The 13,339-nt window shown below is 71.7% G+C and carries 13 protein-coding genes; 7 read left to right on the top strand and 6 right to left on the bottom strand.

All coding sequences use genetic code 11. The features are described 5' to 3' along the window. Positions 1-86: 86 nt before the first annotated feature. The 3 genes from pdhA to GA0115233_RS10390 are packed head-to-tail and all read left to right on the top strand — an operon-like array spanning position 87 to position 3,634. The gene (pdhA, locus tag GA0115233_RS10400) at positions 87-1,238 is read left to right on the top strand and encodes a pyruvate dehydrogenase (acetyl-transferring) E1 component subunit alpha (protein WP_093719861.1); all 1,152 of its coding nucleotides are present in this window, start codon (positions 87-89) and stop codon (positions 1,236-1,238) included. A gap of 1 nt (position 1,239) precedes the next feature. Beyond that, entirely contained in the window at positions 1,240-2,217 is a 978-nt protein-coding gene (locus tag GA0115233_RS10395) for an alpha-ketoacid dehydrogenase subunit beta (RefSeq protein WP_093719860.1), read from the top strand. Positions 2,218-2,227: 10 nt separating this feature from the next. Beyond that, positions 2,228-3,634: a dihydrolipoamide acetyltransferase family protein gene (locus GA0115233_RS10390; protein ID WP_093719859.1), complete on the top strand. Its 1,407-nt coding sequence runs from the start codon at positions 2,228-2,230 to the stop codon at positions 3,632-3,634. Between the two features lie 65 nt (positions 3,635-3,699). Here GA0115233_RS10390 and GA0115233_RS10385 read toward each other — a convergent pair whose 3' ends face one another. Both GA0115233_RS10385 and GA0115233_RS10380 read right to left on the bottom strand, forming a co-directional pair. Beyond that, positions 3,700-4,260 (bottom strand): hypothetical protein, encoded by a 561-nt coding sequence (locus GA0115233_RS10385; RefSeq protein ID WP_093719889.1) that lies wholly within the window; start codon positions 4,258-4,260, stop codon positions 3,700-3,702. A 75-nt stretch (positions 4,261-4,335) separates the two neighbouring features. Beyond that, positions 4,336-5,169: a D-alanyl-D-alanine carboxypeptidase family protein gene (locus GA0115233_RS10380; protein ID WP_250745107.1), complete on the bottom strand. Its 834-nt coding sequence runs from the start codon at positions 5,167-5,169 to the stop codon at positions 4,336-4,338. A gap of 274 nt (positions 5,170-5,443) precedes the next feature. Here GA0115233_RS10380 and GA0115233_RS10375 point away from each other — a divergent pair, with 274 nt between their 5' ends. Both GA0115233_RS10375 and GA0115233_RS10370 read left to right on the top strand, forming a co-directional pair. Further along, a complete protein-coding gene (locus GA0115233_RS10375; RefSeq protein WP_093719857.1) occupies positions 5,444-6,127 on the top strand; it encodes a GntR family transcriptional regulator in 684 nt (227 codons plus the stop codon). Next, positions 6,124-7,416 (top strand): MFS transporter, encoded by a 1,293-nt coding sequence (locus GA0115233_RS10370; RefSeq protein WP_093719856.1) that lies wholly within the window; start codon positions 6,124-6,126, stop codon positions 7,414-7,416. Before GA0115233_RS10375 ends, GA0115233_RS10370 begins: the two co-directional genes overlap by 4 nt. Before the next feature lie 10 nt (positions 7,417-7,426). On the opposite strand, the gene GA0115233_RS10365 is transcribed toward GA0115233_RS10370, so the two are convergent. Beyond that, positions 7,427-8,251: a maleylpyruvate isomerase family mycothiol-dependent enzyme gene (locus tag GA0115233_RS10365; protein WP_093719855.1), complete on the bottom strand. Its 825-nt coding sequence runs from the start codon at positions 8,249-8,251 to the stop codon at positions 7,427-7,429. A gap of 179 nt (positions 8,252-8,430) precedes the next feature. On the opposite strand from GA0115233_RS10365, the gene GA0115233_RS10360 reads away from it, so the two are divergent. Further along, positions 8,431-9,213: a carbon-nitrogen family hydrolase gene (locus tag GA0115233_RS10360; protein ID WP_093719854.1), complete on the top strand. Its 783-nt coding sequence runs from the start codon at positions 8,431-8,433 to the stop codon at positions 9,211-9,213. 59 nt (positions 9,214-9,272) lie between these two features. Here GA0115233_RS10360 and GA0115233_RS10355 read toward each other — a convergent pair whose 3' ends face one another. Next, positions 9,273-9,770, bottom strand: a complete 498-nt coding sequence (locus GA0115233_RS10355; protein WP_093719853.1) for an LURP-one-related/scramblase family protein — start codon at positions 9,768-9,770, stop codon at positions 9,273-9,275. A 92-nt stretch (positions 9,771-9,862) separates the two neighbouring features. Between GA0115233_RS10355 and GA0115233_RS10350 the strand changes: the two genes are divergently transcribed. Beyond that, positions 9,863-11,677 carry an NHL domain-containing thioredoxin family protein gene (locus tag GA0115233_RS10350; protein WP_093719852.1) on the top strand — a complete coding sequence of 605 codons (1,815 nt, stop codon included), beginning with the start codon at positions 9,863-9,865 and terminating at the stop codon, positions 11,675-11,677. Between the two features lie 43 nt (positions 11,678-11,720). Here the strand turns inward: GA0115233_RS10350 and GA0115233_RS10345 are convergent, their stop codons facing one another. Together GA0115233_RS10345 and GA0115233_RS10340 are read right to left on the bottom strand one after the other, a co-directional pair. Then, complete coding sequence (locus GA0115233_RS10345; protein WP_093719851.1) at positions 11,721-11,963, bottom strand: DUF6458 family protein; 243 nt, start codon at positions 11,961-11,963, stop codon at positions 11,721-11,723. A gap of 60 nt (positions 11,964-12,023) precedes the next feature. Further along, complete coding sequence (locus GA0115233_RS10340) at positions 12,024-13,319, bottom strand: M18 family aminopeptidase (RefSeq protein ID WP_093719850.1); 1,296 nt, start codon at positions 13,317-13,319, stop codon at positions 12,024-12,026. Positions 13,320-13,339 lie beyond the last annotated feature (20 nt).

The following is a 13,339-nucleotide window of genomic DNA, read 5'->3' as shown; positions in this document are numbered from 1 at the left end:
CCCACCCCGTGCACGGGTGTCGGACCAGGTGAGCCGCACTGGTTTACCCGGCAACCCCGGGGGACCGGACCGACGGAGGAGCACACGTGACCGTGGAGAGCACTGCCGCGCGCAAACCGCGACGCAGCGCCGGGACCAGGAAGTCCCCGAGCACCAAGCCCGAACTCGTTCAGTTGCTGACGCCCGAGGGCAAGCGCGTGAAGAACGCGCAGTACGACAAGTACGTCGCCGACATCACCCCGGAGGACCTGCGCGGTCTCTACCGCGACATGGTGCTCACCCGTCGCTTCGACGCCGAGGCCACCTCCCTGCAGCGCCAGGGCGAGCTGGGCCTGTGGGCCTCGCTGCTCGGCCAGGAGGCCGCCCAGATCGGTTCCGGGCGGGCGCTGCGGGATGACGACTACGTCTTCCCGACCTACCGCGAGCACGGCGTGGCCTGGTGCCGCGGGGTCGACCCGACCAACCTGCTGGGCATGTTCCGGGGTGTGAACAACGGCGGCTGGGACCCCAACAGCAACAACTTCCAGCTGTACACGATCGTCATCGGCTCGCAGACCCTGCACGCCACCGGCTACGCCATGGGCGTCGCCAAGGACGGCGCGGACAGCGCGGTGATCGCCTACTTCGGCGACGGCGCCTCCAGCCAGGGCGACGTCGCGGAGTCGTTCACCTTCTCGGCCGTCTACAACGCGCCGGTGGTGTTCTTCTGCCAGAACAACCAGTGGGCGATCTCCGAGCCGACCGAGAAGCAGACCCGCGTGCCGCTCTACCAGCGCGCGCAGGGCTTCGGCTTCCCCGGCGTCCGCGTCGACGGCAACGACGTACTGGCCTGTCTCGCGGTCACCAAGTGGGCCCTGGAGCGGGCGCGCGGCGGTGAGGGCCCGACCCTGGTCGAGGCGTACACCTACCGCATGGGCGCCCACACCACCTCCGACGACCCGACCCGGTACCGCGGCGACGACGAGCGCGCGGCCTGGGAGGCCAAGGACCCGATCCTGCGCCTTCGCCAGTTCCTTGAGTCCGCAAACCACGCGGACGAGGGATTCTTCGCGGAACTGGAGGCCGAGTCCGAGGCGTTGGGCAGGCGAGTACGCGAGGCGGTCCGCGCCATGCCGGACCCGGACCACTTCGCCATCTTCGAGAACGTGTACGCGGACGGGCACGCGCTCGTCGACGAGGAGCGGGCCCAGTTCGCCGCCTACCAGGCGTCGTTCGCGGACGCGGAAGGGGGCAAGTGAGATGGCCGAGAAGATGGCACTCGCCAAGGCGATCAACGAGTCGCTGCGCAAGGCATTGGAGTCCGACCCCAAGGTCCTCGTCATGGGTGAGGACGTCGGCAAGCTGGGCGGCGTGTTCCGGGTGACCGACGGGCTGCAGAAGGACTTCGGCGAGGAGCGGGTCATCGACACCCCGCTCGCCGAGTCCGGCATCGTCGGCACCGCGATCGGCCTCGCGCTGCGCGGCTACCGCCCGGTGGTGGAGATCCAGTTCGACGGCTTCGTCTTCCCGGCCTACGACCAGATCGTCACCCAGCTCGCCAAGATGCACGCCCGCTCCCTGGGCAAGGTCAAGCTGCCCGTCGTGGTGCGCATCCCCTACGGCGGCGGCATCGGCGCCGTGGAGCACCACAGCGAGTCCCCGGAGTCGCTGTTCGCGCACGTGGCGGGTCTGAAGATCGTCAGCCCCTCCAACGCCTCCGACGCGTACTGGATGATGCAGCAGGCCATCCAGAGCGACGACCCGGTGATCTTCTTCGAGCCCAAGCGGCGCTACTGGGACAAGGCCGAGGTCAACACCGAGGCGATCCCCGGACCGCTGCACAAGGCCCAGGTCGTCCGCCCCGGCACCGACCTCACGCTGGCCGCCTACGGCCCGATGGTCAAGCTCTGCCAGGAGGTCGCCGACGCCGCCGCGGAGGAGGGCCGTTCCCTGGAGGTCCTGGACCTGCGGTCGGTCTCCCCGCTCGACTTCGACTCCATCCAGGCGTCGGTGGAGAAGACCCGCCGTCTGGTCGTGGTGCACGAGGCGCCGGTGTTCTTCGGCTCCGGCGCGGAGATCGCCGCCCGGATCACGGAGCGCTGCTTCTACCACCTGGAGGCCCCGGTGCTCCGGGTCGGCGGCTACCACGCCCCGTACCCGCCGGCGCGTCTGGAGGAGGAGTACCTGCCGGGCCTGGACCGGGTGCTCGACGCGGTCGACCGTGCCCTGGCGTACTGAGGAGAGGGTCGTGACGACGATGACGGAAGCGTCCGTACGCGAGTTCAAGATGCCGGACGTCGGTGAGGGCCTCACCGAGGCGGAGATCCTCAAGTGGTACGTCCAGCCCGGTGACACCGTCACCGACGGGCAGGTGGTGTGCGAGGTCGAGACGGCCAAGGCCGCCGTCGAACTGCCCATCCCCTACGACGGTGTGGTGCGCGAGCTGCACTTCCCCGAGGGCACCACGGTGGACGTGGGCACGTCGATCATCGCGGTCGATGTCGCGGGCGGCGCCGCCCCCGCGGAGCCCGCCGAGGCCGCCCCGGCCGCCGCCGCGCCCGCCCCGGCTCCCGAGCCGGAGGAGGAGCAGCCGCAGGGCCGCCAGCCGGTGCTCGTCGGCTACGGCGTGGCCGCCTCCTCCACCAAGCGCCGCCCGCGCGAACGGGCCTCCCCGGCCCCGGCACAGGCCGCCTCGGCGATCCAGGGCGAGCTGAACGGCCGTAGCAACGGCCACAGCGCGGTGAAGGAGCGTCCGCTGGCCAAGCCGCCGGTGCGCAAGCTCGCCAAGGACCTCGGGGTCGACCTGGCGACGGTCGTGCCGACCGGCCCGGACGGCATCATCACCCGCGAGGACGTGCACGCCGCCGTGGCCCCGCCGAAGGCCCCGGAGCCCGTGGCTGCGCCCGCCGCGGCCCCGGCCGCCGCTCCGGCGCCCGTGGTGGGCTTCGACGGCGCCCGCGAGACCCGGATCCCGGTCAAGGGCGTCCGCAAGGCGACGGCCGCCGCGATGGTCGGCTCGGCGTTCACCGCCCCGCACGTCACGGAGTTCGTGACGGTGGACGTGACCCGCACGCTGAAGCTGGTCGAGGAGCTGAAGCAGGACAAGGACATGCAGGGCCTGCGGGTCAACCCGCTGCTGCTGATCGCCAAGGCCCTGCTGGTCGCCATCAAGCGCAACCCGGAGATCAACGCCTCCTGGGACGAGGCGAACCAGGAGATCGTGCTCAAGCACTACGTCAACCTGGGCATCGCCGCCGCCACCCCGCGCGGTCTGATCGTGCCGAACATCAAGGACGCGCACGCCAAGACCCTGCCCCAGCTCGCCGAGTCCCTCGCCGAGCTGGTCTCCACGGCCCGGGAGGGCAAGACGTCCCCGGCAGCGATGCAGGGCGGCACGGTGACCATCACCAACGTCGGCGTCTTCGGCGTCGATACCGGCACGCCCATCCTGAACCCCGGCGAGTCCGCGATCCTCGCGGTCGGCGCGATCAAGCTCCAGCCGTGGGTCCACAAGGGCAAGGTCAAGCCGCGCCAGGTCACCACCCTGGCCCTCTCCTTCGACCATCGCCTGGTCGACGGCGAGCTGGGCTCCAAGGTCCTGGCCGACGTGGCCGCCGTCCTGGAGCAGCCCAAGCGCCTGATCACCTGGGCGTAACCGGCACGGCAGCAACCCCGAGGGGCGGCCCCGAGCACATGCTCGCGACCGCCCCTCGGTGCGTCTCAGACCCCGCTCAGGAACGCCTCGGCCTCCTGCCGCAGTGCCTCCGGTGCCGTCGGCCAGGCGGGAGTCCGCATGACCTCGCGCAGCCTGACCTCCTTCACCGCACGCGGCGCGTCCGCCCGCACGCCCAGGCGGGGCCAGACACGGTCCAGTCCGTCGTGGGGCCACGGCCAGTGGGCGCCGAGGGCGGAGTCGGGGCCCGTCTCCGGCGCGGCGGTGAGAACCTCGTCGGCCGTGGCGGGCGGGTCGATCTGCACGAGGGTGAGGCCCGCGCGGTCGAGGGCCGCGCGGAAGCGGGAGCGGTGCGCCTCGACCACGTCCGTGCCGGGCCGCTCGCCGTCGTGGAACAGGGTGAGGACCCAGGCAAAGTCCCCGACGCGGGCAAGGTCCAGGGTCAGGCGGGCGGTTCCCTCGGTGAAGGTGCGGTGCGCGACACTCCCCGCCGCGCCCGGCCCTTCCGTGCGGGGCGTCGGGTCGAGTGCGAACTCGTCTGTCAGCGCGCGGAGTCGGTCGTCGGACAGGGGGCCGTGGTACAGGGCGCGCAGCGCGGGCCAGAGCAAGAAGACCTCCTCGAACGGACAGGAGCCCACCGGACGGTTCGTGGTGGGCTCCCTCGGTGGACGTTCGGTCCGGCGTCAGCTGATGGCGGCGTAGCCGTAGTTGATGAGCTTCTTCACGTCCGAGGTGCGGTTGGTCGCGTTGGAAGCCGTCAGGACGGTGCCGATCACGCTCTCGCCGTTCTTGGTGGCCGCGAAGACCAGGCAGTACTTGGCCTCGGCGCCGGAGCCGGTCTTGATGCCGAGCGTGCCGTTCCAGCCGAGCAGAGTGTTGGTGTTCGTCCACGGCGCCATCGTGCGGGTCGCGCCCGTCTTGGTGATGGTCTTGGCCGTGTACGACTTCGTCTTCACGACCGTTTTGAACGTGGAGTGCTTCATCGCGCTGCGGGCGAGCTTGGTCAGGTCGCGCGGCGTCGAGTAGTTGGAGCCGTTGCTGATGCCGTCGAACGAGTCGAAGTGCGTGTTCGTCATGCCGAGCTGCTTGGCCTTGGCGTTCATCTTGGCGATGAAGTTCTTGGTGCGGGCCTTGACCGTGGAGCCGGTGCCGAACTTGTCGGCGAGGGCCATGGCGGCGTCGCAGCCGGAGGGCAGCATCAGCCCGTAGAGCAGCTGACGGACCGTGACCTTGTCACCGACGATCAGCCGGGCGGAGGAGGCGCCCCGGGAGACGATGTAGTCGCTGACTTCCTTCTTTATGGTGACCTTGGCGTCCAGGTTCAGGTTCGACTGCGTGAGGACGACCTTGGCGGTCATGATCTTCGTGGTGGACGCCGTGAGCCGCTTGGTGTCGGCGCTCTTGGTGAACAGCGTCTTGCCCGTGGCGCCGTTCATCAGGTACCCGCCCTTGGCGGTGATGGTCGGCTTGGTCGCGGCCTGGGCCGGCGCCGCGGCGAGGGCTCCGGTGGTGAACATCGCCCCGGTCGTGAGCGCGACAACGGCGGCTCTGCGGACCCGGAATCCCCGATCTGAGGTTTTCAAGACTAATACCCCGTCTGCTGTTGAATGCCCCATAAACGCGGCCGAGTTGGCGGGCACGGAGCTAAGGCCGCATGTGTGTGACACACGAGAGCCGTGGATGGTTGCGCGGACGGGCAGGGAATTTTCGCGATCTTCGCGCACGGGTTCGCCGGGTCCGCATGATGGACGCGGATCCCACTTGCGTACGTGTTGTATCTAAGATGTGCGCATGCCGTCAGCCCCGTCCGCTCCCACCGCCGGGACCCCTGCCCCCGTCAAGCAGCCGCCCGCCGCCGACCGTGTCTACGCCCACGTCAAACAGGGCGTCCTGGACCGCCGTTACGAGGGCGGCACCCTCCTCACCGAGGGCGAGCTGGCCGAGGCCACCGGCGTCTCCCGCACCCCGGTGCGCGAGGCGCTGCTGCGTCTTGAGGTGGAGGGGCTGATCAGGCTGTACCCGAAGAAGGGCGCCCTGGTCCTGCCGGTGTCCGCGCAGGAGATCGCCGACGTGGTGGAGACCCGGCTGCTGGTCGAGGAGCACGCGGCCCGCAAGGCCGTGCCCGCCCCCGCCGGGCTGATCGAGCGCCTGGAGGAGCTGCTCGCCCGGCAGAAGGCCGAGGCCGCCGCCGGTGACCTGGCCGCGGCCGCCGTCACCGACCGCTGCTTCCACGCCGAGATCGTCCGCAGCGGCGGCAACGAGATCCTCTCCCGCCTCTACGACCAGCTCCGCGACCGCCAACTCAGGATGGGCGTGGCGATCATGCACTCCCACCCCGACCGGATCGCCAAGACCCTCACCGAGCACGAGGAGATCCTCCAGGCCCTGCGCGCCGGTGACGCCGAGCGGGCGGTCGCCCTCGTCCACCGGCACGTCGGCTGGTTCTCCCACCTGGCCCGGGGTGAGGTCCGATGACGGCAGCGCTCCCGGGCGACCCCCCGGGCGGCCGGCGGGCCTACGCGATCTGGGGCATCGGCGTCTCGGTCTACTTCGTCGCCGTCATCTTCCGCACCTCGCTCGGCGTCGCCGGACTCGACGCCGCCGACCGCTTCCACGTCAACGCCTCCGCCCTGTCCACCTTCTCCATCCTCCAGCTCCTGGTCTACGCGGGCATGCAGATACCCGTCGGCCTGCTGGTGGACCGGCTCGGTACCAAGAAGGTGCTCACCATCGGCGTCGTGCTGTTCACCGCGGGACAGCTCGGCTTCGCGTTCTCCCCGACGTACGGCATGGCGCTCGCCTCGCGGGCGCTGCTCGGCTGTGGGGACGCGATGACGTTCATCAGCGTGCTGCGGCTGGGCACCCGCTGGTTCCCGGCCCGGCGCGGACCGCTGATCGCCCAGCTCGCGGGGCTCGCCGGAATGGCCGGGAACCTGGTCTCCACGCTGGTGCTGTCCCGGCTGCTGCACGGCGTCGGCTGGGAGGCCGCGTTCGCGGGCAGCGCCGCGGCCGGAGCGGTCGTCCTGGTCCTGCTGGTGCTCTTCCTCAAGGACCACCCCGAGGGCCACGAACCGCAGCCCGTCCCGCACCACGGCGCCGCCTACGTCCGCCGCCAGATCGCCGCCGCCTGGCGGGAGCCGGGCACCCGGCTCGGCCTGTGGGTGCACTTCACCACCCAGTTCCCGGCGATGGTGTTCCTGCTGCTGTGGGGACTGCCCTTCCTGGTCGAGGCCCAGGGCCTGTCCCGGGCCACCGCCGGTGAACTGCTCACCCTGGTCGTGCTGTCGAACATGGCGTTCGGCCTGGTCTACGGCCAGCTCGTGGCCCGGCACCACGGGGCCCGGCTGCCGCTGGCGCTCGGCACGGTCGGCGCGACCGCGCTGCTGTGGGCGGCCACCCTCGGCTACCCGGGCGACCACGCCCCCATGTGGCTGCTGATCGTGCTCTGCGTGGTGCTCGGCGCCTGCGGCCCCGCCTCCATGCTCGGCTTCGACTTCGCCCGCCCGGCCAACCCGCCGGAGCGGCAGGGCACCGCCTCCGGCATCACCAACATGGGCGGCTTCGTCGCCTCCATGACGACCCTGTTCGCGATCGGCGTCCTCCTCGACGCCACCGGGGACGACTACGCGGTCGCCTTCTCGGCGGTGTTCGTCCTCCAGGCGCTCGGGGTCAGCCAGATCCTGCGGCTGCGCGGACGGGCGGCCAGGCGGGAGCGGGAACGGCTGGTGGCGAGCCGGGTGGAGACGGTGCACGTCCCGGTGTAGCCCCCGAGGGCTACTCGGTGACGGTGAAGTTCCGCAGGATCGCCTGCGTCAGCATGGTGTCGCCCTCGGTCTTCAGCCGGTCCGAGACGGCCTCCGGGGTGACCCGGCCGCAGGCGAGCCGCACATACGTCTCCCAGTCCAGCGTCAGCGAAGCCGCCGGGCCCAGCGCGGGCGCCGTCTCCAGCGTGCCGCGGCCCTGGATGTCGACGCGGATGGTGCGCAGGAACTCCACGGGGCCGTGCACGTCGAACACGATCGCCGAACTCCGGGGCGCGTCCGCCTTCTTGGCGACCACGTCGGGCAGCGCGGCGAGCAGCACGTCCCGGGCGACCAGCGCGCCCGGCGAGTCGAGGTTGCCGGGCTTGCCGAGCGCGGTGCGCAGGTCCTGCTCGTGCACCCACACGTCGAAGGCGTGCTTGCGCATGTAGTCCTCAAGGGTGATCTCGCGGCCCATCGGACCGCGCACCTTCGTCCCCGGGTCCCGGGACTCGTTGCGCAGCTGGCGGTTGCGGCGGATGACCGTGTACTCAAGCTCCGCGGTCATCTCCGGCGCCGTGTGGTGGCGGCGGACGTCGACCTGCATCTCCGTGTAGCGCTGGGCCTCGTTGGTGACGTGGAAGAGGTCGCGCGGCAGGGTGTGGATGGGCCGCGGGTCGCCGAGCATCTCGCAGTCCAGGCCGATGACATGGGAGACCACGTCGCGCACCGACCAGCCGGGGCACGGCGTGCGCCGGTTCCACTCGCCCTCCACAAGCGGCTGCACCAGCTCGGATATCGCTTCGATGGAGTGCGTCCAGGCGTCGGCGTAGGGCTGGAGGGTGGGATGCAGACTCACGGAACGGGACCCCTCGGCGGTCGGTACACGGGCAGGTGATGGCGGCGATGCCAGTGGGAGGTGGCTGTCGGCGGGCGTCTTGAGACGTTAAGTTACGCTGCTGAGAGGCACCCCGGCAGTGCTTTCGTGTGACGATCGTAGGCCTGTGTGGACGGGTCGAATGCCAGGACGGTGGTAGCGTGCGCGCCTCTTTGCTCCAGATCGCCGTGGACGAGGGCGAATCGGTCGAATCGCGTCGGGTGCGGGCGGCCTCCCTCGTCCGTGAGCAGACCGGCGCCGATCTGGTCGTCCTGCCCGAGCTGTGGACCACCGGCGCCTTCTCCTACGAGCTGTTCGGCACCGAGGCCGAGCCGCTGGAGGGGCCCACCTACGAGGCCATGGCGAAGGCCGCGAGCGACGCGGGCGTCTGGCTGCACGCCGGCTCGATCCCCGAGCGGGACCCCGAGGGGCCGCTCTACAACACCTCCCTGACCTTCGCTCCTTCCGGTGAACTGGCCGCCGCCTACCGCAAGATCCACCGCTTCGGCTTCGACAAGGGCGAGGCGGTGCTGATGGGCGCCGGGAACGAGCTGGTGACGGTCCGGCTGCCCGCCACCACCCTGGGCGTGGCCACCTGTTACGACCTCCGTTTCCCCGAACTCTTCCGCGGCCTCGTCGACGCCGGCGCCGAGACGCTGGTGGTGTCGGCGGGCTGGCCGGAGCGCCGCCGGGCGCACTGGACGCTGCTGGCCCAGGCGCGGGCGGTGGAGAACCAGGCGTTCGTGCTCGCGTGTGGAACGTCCGGGACGCACGCGGGGGTTCCGCAGGCGGGTCACTCGATCGTGGTGGATCCGTGGGGCGAGGTGCTCGCCGAGGCGGGCCCGGGCGAGGAGGTCCTCACCGTGGAGTTCGATCCGGCGAGGGTCGCGGCGACGAGGGAACAGTTCCCGGCCCTGAAGGACCGGGTCCTGCGCGCCCTGTGACGGGGTGTCACCGCTTCTTCCTGTGGCGGGGTGTCATCGCTCCTCCCTGTGGCGGGGTGTCACCGCTCCTCCCGCTCCTTCTCCGCCAGGTGGATCACACACACCGCCACCGCGATCAGCAGCGCCGCGTCCGCGTCCTCGCGTACGACGTCCACGCCGTAGGTCTCCCGCACGCGCAGCCAGCGCCGTGACACCACGGCGAGCAGTTCGCCCTCGTACTCGACGGCGAACTCCCGGTCGAGGATCCTGCCGCTGACGTCCAGCACGGTGCTGCCGTCGGCGAGCGAGACCCGGTAGTGGTTGCGGAGCAGGGACAGGCGTTTGCGGCGGACGGTGGCCAGCGGCTCGTCGCCGCGCTCGATGAGCATGGTGTCGCGCAGCGCGAACATCTTCTGCCGGATGTCGATCAGCACCCGCCCCTGCCGGTCCTTCAGCTCGAAGGTGTCCCGCAGCCGCATGGCCTTGCCGTCGACGAGGAAGACCTTGTCGCCCTGGTCGTCCTCGATCCAGTAGTCGTCGCCGAAGCCGAGCAGCCGGTCGCGTACGAGGAATCTCATGGCACCAGGCGTTCCCCGCCCCGCGCTCCGCGACGCCGCCGGTAGCCCGACGGGCTGATCCCCGAGGCGACCGCCGGTGGCACCCTTGCCGTATGAGTGATGCCGCGCCCCGCCGACATGCCCGCGTCCGCGCCCCGGAGCTGGCCGGCCGGGGCGGCTGGGTGAACACGGGCGGGCGGCCGTACCGGCTGGCGGAGCTGCGGGGGCGGATCGTCGTCCTGGAGTTCTGGACGTTCTGCTGTGTGAACTGTCTGCACGTCATCGACGAGCTGCGGTACCTGGAGGAGCGGCACCCGGACACGGTCGTGGTGGTCGGGGTGCACTCGCCGAAGTTCGCCCACGAGGGCGAGCACGGGGCCGTGGTGGACGCGGTGGAGCGGTACGGGGTGGCGCACCCCGTGCTGGACGACCCGGAGCTGGTGACCTGGAAGCAGTACGCGGTACGGGCCTGGCCGACGCTGGTCGTGATCGACCCCGAGGGGTACGTCGTGGCGCAGTACTCCGGCGAGGGGCATGTGCGCGCGATCGAGCGTCTGGTGACGGAGCTGGAGCGCGAGCACGCGGCCAAGGGGACGCTGCGGCGCGGGCAGCGGCCCTACGTGGCGCCGGCGCCGGAGCCGACGGTGCTGCGGTTCCCGGGGAAAGCGCTGGTCCTGCCGTCCGGGAACTTCCTGGTCAGCGACACGGCCCGGCATCAGCTGGTGGAGCTGGCCGCGGACGGGGAGAGCGTCGTACGGCGGATCGGGCAGCGGGACCGGCGGGGTCTTGAGGACGGCGACGCGGCGCGGGCGCTGTTCAGCGAGCCGCAGGGGCTCGCCCTGCTGCCGGACGGGACGGTCGTCGTCGCCGACACGGTCAATCACGCGCTCCGGCGCCTGGACCCGCGGTCGGGGCGGACGACCACCCTCGCCGGTACGGGGTCACCGTGGCGGTGGGGGGACCGGACCGACGGCCCCGCGCGGGAGGTCGGCCTCTCCTCGCCCTGGGACGTGGCCTGGTGGCGGGACAGGGTGTGGATCGCCATGGCGGGCATCCACCAGCTCTGGGTCTACGATCCGCGGGCCGGGACGGTCGCCGTCGCCGCCGGGACCGGCAACGAGGGGCTGGTCGACGGCCCGGCCGCCGAGGCCTGGTTCGCGCAGCCCTCCGGGCTCGCCGCCACCCCCGACCGGCTCTGGATCGCCGACGCCGAGACCTCCGCCCTGCGCTGGGCGGACCCGGACGGTGTGGTGCGCACCGCCGTCGGCACCGGTCTGTTCGACTTCGGGCACCGCGACGGCGCGGCCGGACAGGCGCTGCTCCAGCACCCGTTGGGTGTCACCGCGCTCCCCGACGGATCGGTCGCCGTCAGCGACACCTACAACCACGCCCTGCGCCGCTACGACCCGCGCACCGGCGAGCTGACCACCCTCGCCACCGACCTCCGGGAGCCGAGCGGCGCCGTGCTCGCCGGGGACGACATCGTGGTCGTGGAGTCCGCGCGGCACCGGCTGACCCGGCTGCGGCTGCCCGAGGAGACGCTCGGGCCGCCGCCCGCCGCCGTCGAGGTCACCGAGGTCGCGGCCGGGGAGGTGCGCCTGGAGGTGGCCTTCGAGGCCCCGCCCGGCCAGAAGCCGGACACCCGCTACGGTCCCGCCACCCGCCTGCTGGTCGACGCCACCCCGCCCGGACTGCTGCTGTCGGGCGGGGGCGCGGACCCGGCGCTGTCGCGCACCCTGCGGCTCGACCCGGCGGTCGGGGAGGGCGTCCTGCACATCTCGGCGACGGCGGCGGCCTGTGACGACGACACGGAGGTCCCGTACCCGGCCTGCCACCTCCACCGGCGGGACTGGGACGTGCCGGTGCGGACCGCGCCGGACGGACCGGCACGGCTGGAGCTGACCCTGGCGCCCGGTCAGGCGCTGTGACCGTGGACGGACCGGCACGGCTGCCGCTGACCCTGGCGCCCGGTCAGCCGCCGTACCCGTCGCGGTAGCCGGGGCGGTTCGGGTCCTCCTCGACCACCGGCGTGGTCGGCGGCACCACCACTCGCCTGCGCCGGGCGATGCTGCTGAAGGTGGTGACGCCGATCAGTCCGACGATCATGAGGATGACGCCGACCAGGTCGAGGTTGACGCCCTCCATGTCCCAGTCGGTCGCGAACGTGAGGATGGCTCCCACGCCGATGAGGATGATGCACCCGCCGAGGCCCATGAGGTCTCGCCTCCCTGTCCCGTGGTTCCGGTCGCGGGCGGGTACCCCCCTCGCCCCCGGTTACCCCTCCAGGAACGCGGTCAGCACGTTCGCCAGCAGGAACGGGTCGTCGGCGCCGCACAGTTCGCGGGCGCTGTGCATGGAGAGGATGGCGACCCCGATGTCGACCGTGCGGATGCCGTGCCGGGCCGCGGTGATCGGACCGATGGTGGTGCCGCAGGGCATCGCGTTGTTGGAGACGAAGAACTGGAACGGCACGCCCGCCCGCTCGCTGGCCGCGGCGAACACGGAGCGGCCCGAACCGTCCGTGGCGTAGCGGTTGTTGACGTTGACCTTGAGGATGGGGCCGCCGTTGACGCGCGGGTGGTGGGTGGGGTCGTGCCGCTCGGCGTAGTTGGGGTGGACGGCGTGCCCGGTGTCCGAGGACAGGCACACGGTCCCGGCGAAGGCGCGGGCCCGGTCCTCGTAGGAGCCGCCGCGGGCGAACACCGAGCGCTCCAGCACGCCGCCGAGCAGCGGGCCGTCGGCGCCGGTGTCGGACTGCGAGCCGTTCTCCTCGTGGTCGAACGCGGCCAGCACCGGGATGTACGGCAGGTCCCCGCCGGTGGACACGGCGGCCAGGGCGGCGGTGGCCGCGTGCACCGACAGCAGGTTGTCCATGCGCGGCCCGGCCACCAGTTCCCGGTCGCGGCCGAGGTAGGCGGGCGGTTCCACGGAGTGCACCATGAGGTCCCAGCCGGTGGCCTCGCCCCGCTTGAGCCCGTTCTCGTCCTCCAGGAAGGCGATCAGGTCGCCGTCGCGCACATCGTCACCGAGCCCCCACACGGGCTGCAGATGGCGCTGCTTGTCGAGCTTGAGGCCCTCGGAGGCGACCGCGCGGTCCAGATGGATGGCGAGCTGGGGGACCCGCAGCAGGGGGCGGTCGATGTTCACGAGGCGGGTGGAGCCGTCGCGCAGGGTGAGCCGGCCGGCGAGGCCGAGGTCGCGGTCGAGCCAGGAGTTGAGCAGGGGGCCGCCGTAGATCTCCACGGCCACCTGGCGCCAGCCGTGGGCGCCGGAGTCGGGCAGCGGCTTGACACGCAGATTGGGGGAGTCGGTGTGCGCGCCGATGATGCGGAACGGGGTGTGGGGGGCCGCGCCCTCGGGGACGTACCAGGCGATGACCGCGCCGCCGCGGACGACGTACTTGCCGCCGCTCGACGCGTCCCAGGCGTCCGTCTCGGCGACCTGCCGGAACCCGGCCTTCTCCAGCCGCTCGGCGGTGTTCGCCACGGCGTGGTACGGCGACGGACTGGCCGCGAGGAAGGTCATGAGGTCGTCGGTGTGACCGCGGTCGAAGCGTGAGGGTTCGCTCATGGGGTTCACCTTAACGACGT

The sequence above is a fragment of the Streptomyces sp. DI166 genome (assembly GCF_900091315.1).
GTDB classification, from domain to species: domain Bacteria; phylum Actinomycetota; class Actinomycetes; order Streptomycetales; family Streptomycetaceae; genus Streptomyces; species Streptomyces fuscus.
Note: the sequence above shows the minus strand (reverse complement) of the source record. Positions and strands in the feature narration are given on the sequence as shown.